We start from the raw sequence: 3,899 nt of genomic DNA, 5'->3' as shown, positions 1-3,899 counted from the left end.
ACGTTGTTTGTTTCGTTCAGTTTTCAAAGAACTACTTGGTCGCTCATTTGCGACTTCCTTATGTTAACATCTTCGTTAGTTAATGTCAACTAAGTTTTTCATTTCGTTTGTCGCTTGCGACGTTAATGTCATCGGCGACTTGTTCTATATTACACCTCTAAAGTATAATCGTCAACACCTTTTTATAAAGAAATTCAATTTAATATTTTTATGCTTTTTTAGCTAGATACGTCTCTCTGAGGATTCATTACTAAAGAGCTACCGCCTACTTCTCTTTAATATATTTTCCCCAAATATATTAAAGTTACTTTAAACCTTAGACTTAATTTGTACAGAAGTTTTTCCCCAGCGAAACTAACAATCTTATTTTAATAAATATTAATACCTCTTTGTTTATCACGCCCTCTATTAGAAACGATTGAAGATATACGTATTCTTATAACAGACAACGATACAGAAATCCATAATAAACTCATATACTACTCTTCCCAAGTTCTCCTTATATGAAGTAATGGTTGCTTATCTGTTTACTCGTAAATATATAGAACCACACTAATATATTTATTAACTATCCCTGTTTCACTGAAATATCAGCCTTATATCTCTTTCATCTTTAGTATCATCTATTTCCATACAGCTATATTCTCTTAATAAACATTTAAGATATGCTCAAGGTTCGAATTGATTAATAGTATTTCCTATTTAAACACATATACTGGATTAAAAATACGTACCTCAATTTATCAAATGTACCGAACACACATATACAGAATGCTTGTTCCTTTCATTACTTCACTTTTTATATAACATTAATAGATATTAATCCCATACCTATATTTACGTTTTACTGCTAAAAGAGCGAATCATTTCACTAACAAAGCATTTAGTTTCATTTCTAGTATATATCCCCCTTTTGAAATACATATAGAATCATAATTTCCGTTGTTTCTATCTCCCCCCTAAGAATACACAACCATACAAAAACAATTCTACAACAAGGTATACGACGGCTGCACAATTATAAATCTTAATCCTCTCAATACCTACAGGGGTGCTGTCCGCCTTTAACACAAATATATACTAAAAAAATTTCAATATAAAATGAGCCGGAATTTCTACTCTAAGAAAAATCCGGCTCTTATTTTTAGGCCACAGCCAAAATCATTTTTACATTTAGTATTAAATGTCTATTCAATATTCCCTACTCCGCTCTGCTGAAGGTGAATGTATCATATCTGTCACTGCACGATATAAATTTTCTGGATGTTCAGCTATCCGGTGACATAGATACAAGTACCACTCTTTCCCATAAGTCAAATATACTCTAGCGTTATGTCCTTTGTTTTTCAAATCTCTTAACATATCCGGACGAATTCCATATAGCATTTCTATTTCTACATTAGTTTGACTAAAATATTGACGTTGCTCCATCTCTGTAATAAGAATTTCATCATGTGTAGCTATAGATACAGGATGATTGTGTTCAACTAGTTGTTCTACAATTTGAAGATACTGTTGATTTAAATCAGTTGACCTAGGCATAGCAATATCCGGAACTTCTTGATAGGCACCTTTTACAACTCTTATTTTCCCTGGATAATGAAGGAGTTCTTGAATATCATTGTTTGAGCGATATAAATGTGCCTGTATTGTTATCCCTACATTATGATATTGCTCAGTTACCTTTTTATAAATGGAAAGAATGTCCGCTGCTTTAGATGATTCTTCCATACTTATCATAAGGGTAGTTCCATGTACTTTCGCCTTCTCTGCCAACTCCATTAAATGAATATAAGATATTTCTGGATCTATAGATAACCCAATATGCGATAAATCGAGTGATACTGTTTGTTTCATAGATAGAGCACCCATGTCCCCAATAAGATTCAAAAACTCATTTTTAGCTTTATAACATTCCTCTATATCTAGAGTATTTTCCCCTATGTATTCTAGTGAAGTATGATAACCTTTTGTAATTAGTTCCTTTGCCGTCCCAATCCCCTCATGTCTCGTTTCTCCGGTGACAAAGCGTTTCGCAGCTTGTAATAATAACGCATAGAGTTCAGTAGATTGTTGTACATAGGATTTTATATGTTCATTTCGTGCAATCGATTTAAATGCCTGAGCTACTTGGAATTCTGGTTTAGTCATCACATTTTCATCCCCTTTAGAACTATTTGATCCAACTATAGCATGCTAAAATGGTTTGTATTAGTACCATTTCACCCAAACTTTTATGGTACCAATTTTGCTGAAGGGAGCATTTATATGCTTTGGATACCTATTGATCGATCGTTAGATATAAGTTTAATTCGACAGGTTTATCACCAAATACGTGAACGAATATTAAACGGAGAGCTGCAATCCGGAGAAAAACTACCATCAACACGGGAATTATCTTCTGAGTTAGGGGTGTCTAGGAACGTAATTTTAGAAGCTTATGATCAATTATTTTCCGAAGGTTTTTTGGTCACTCAGCAAGGAGCCGGGACATTCATTGCAGAAGGGACATATTTAGAACAACGTAAAAAATCAACTCTAATTGATTCTTTATCTTGGTGCGAAGAAAGAAACAAAGACAGTAATATCATTAATTTCCGCTCAGGGATACCAGCATTAGACTTATTTCCACGTAAGGGATGGACAAAGTTATCCCACACTATATGGAATGAAACACCTCCTTCTACATTTGGGTACGATATTCCCGAAGGGCGCCCCGAATTAAGAAAGGTTTTATCACGCTATTTACTAAAAACAAGAGGAGTTTTTTGTCATCCAGAACAATTGGTGATTACTTCCGGTGCAACTCAAGCTTTAACACTTGTTTCTAAGTTACTTTTATCACAAGGTGACGAAGTACTAATAGAAGATCCCATCACCAATGACATTCAAACAATTTTTAAAAATTCAGGAGCCTTACTTTCTCCTATACCGGTTGATGATAATGGAATGGATACATCTTTGCTGCCTGCAAATAAAAATCCAAAATTCATCTTCATTACTCCTTCTCATCAGTTTCCTTTAGGTGGAACGTTACCGATTCAACGACGGGTTCAATTGATTAACTACTCAAGAAAAACAAATTGTTATCTTATTGAAGATGATTATGACAGTGAGTTTCGATATGAAGGTTCACCTGTAAGTTCATTACAGGGATTGGATCCCGAACGTGTTATATATATAGGTTCATTTAGTAAAATTTTATCACCGGCCCTTAGGATGGGATACTTAGTTCTTCCCTCACATCTTATTGAAAAATGTCGCAGGGTAAAATGGTTTTCCGATCTACATACACCTTCTTTAAATCAGCTTGTCCTTGCTAAATTTATTGCCGAAGGTTATTTGGAACGGCATATTATGAAGATGAAAAAAATCTATAAAAATCGAAGAGACTTCCTTATCCAGCAATTAAAATCAGCATTCTCAAATAAAATCAATATTTTTGGTTATTCTACAGGATTACACCTGATTCTTGAATTCAATCAAGTTCAATTCACACAAGAATTACTTGAGAAAACCCAACAACTCGGAGTGAAGGTATATCCTGTGGAAGACCACGCCATTGAAAAAGGAAAACATCACAATCGAATTATTATAGGGTATGGACATTTAACAACTGAAGAAATAACAGAGGGTGTGAGTAGGCTACAGAGGGCAATACCTCGTATATATTCTTGTTAACAAATAGACTTTAAAGCTCAAAATTAAAGAGCCTAAAAAACTCAGCCTTATTTTTCTGAAGGTATGCTAAAACAAAGCTATTTCTTACTAGATAAACGTACTCATAGAGCCGATATTAATTACACGCTTATTTCATTAAACACAAAAAAGACGAGTCATTCTGACTCGTCTTAAAGTTGCTTGGCGACGTCCTACTCTCACAGGGACAAGGTCCCAAC

The 3,899-nt window shown here is 34.2% G+C and carries 2 protein-coding genes; one reads left to right on the top strand and one right to left on the bottom strand.

Features of this window, described 5'->3' with window-relative positions; genetic code table 11:
* Positions 1-1,191: 1,191 nt before the first annotated feature.
* On the bottom strand, positions 1,192-2,151 hold the full coding sequence (locus ACQRBL_RS29700; protein WP_000165405.1) for a proline dehydrogenase family protein: 960 nt from the start codon (positions 2,149-2,151) through the stop codon (positions 1,192-1,194).
* Positions 2,152-2,268: 117 nt separating this feature from the next.
* Between ACQRBL_RS29700 and ACQRBL_RS29695 the strand changes: the two genes are divergently transcribed.
* On the top strand, positions 2,269-3,681 hold the full coding sequence (locus ACQRBL_RS29695; protein WP_223618799.1) for a PLP-dependent aminotransferase family protein: 1,413 nt from the start codon (positions 2,269-2,271) through the stop codon (positions 3,679-3,681).
* Positions 3,682-3,899 lie beyond the last annotated feature (218 nt).

Origin of the sequence: Bacillus sp. AF62 (genome assembly GCF_050312695.1) — a bacterium.
In the GTDB taxonomy this organism is placed as follows: domain Bacteria; phylum Bacillota; class Bacilli; order Bacillales; family Bacillaceae_G; genus Bacillus_A; species Bacillus_A cereus.
The sequence above is the reverse complement of the archived record's forward strand: the minus strand, read 5'-3'. Positions and strand labels throughout refer to the sequence as shown.

Excerpts from the sequence above, each read along its gene's own strand:
- ACQRBL_RS29700 (WP_000165405.1), bottom strand. The coding sequence starts at position 2,151 with ATGACTAAACCAGAATTCCAAGTAGCTCAGGCATTTAAATCGATTGCA.
- ACQRBL_RS29695 (WP_223618799.1), top strand. The coding sequence starts at position 2,269 with ATGCTTTGGATACCTATTGATCGATCGTTAGATATAAGTTTAATTCGA.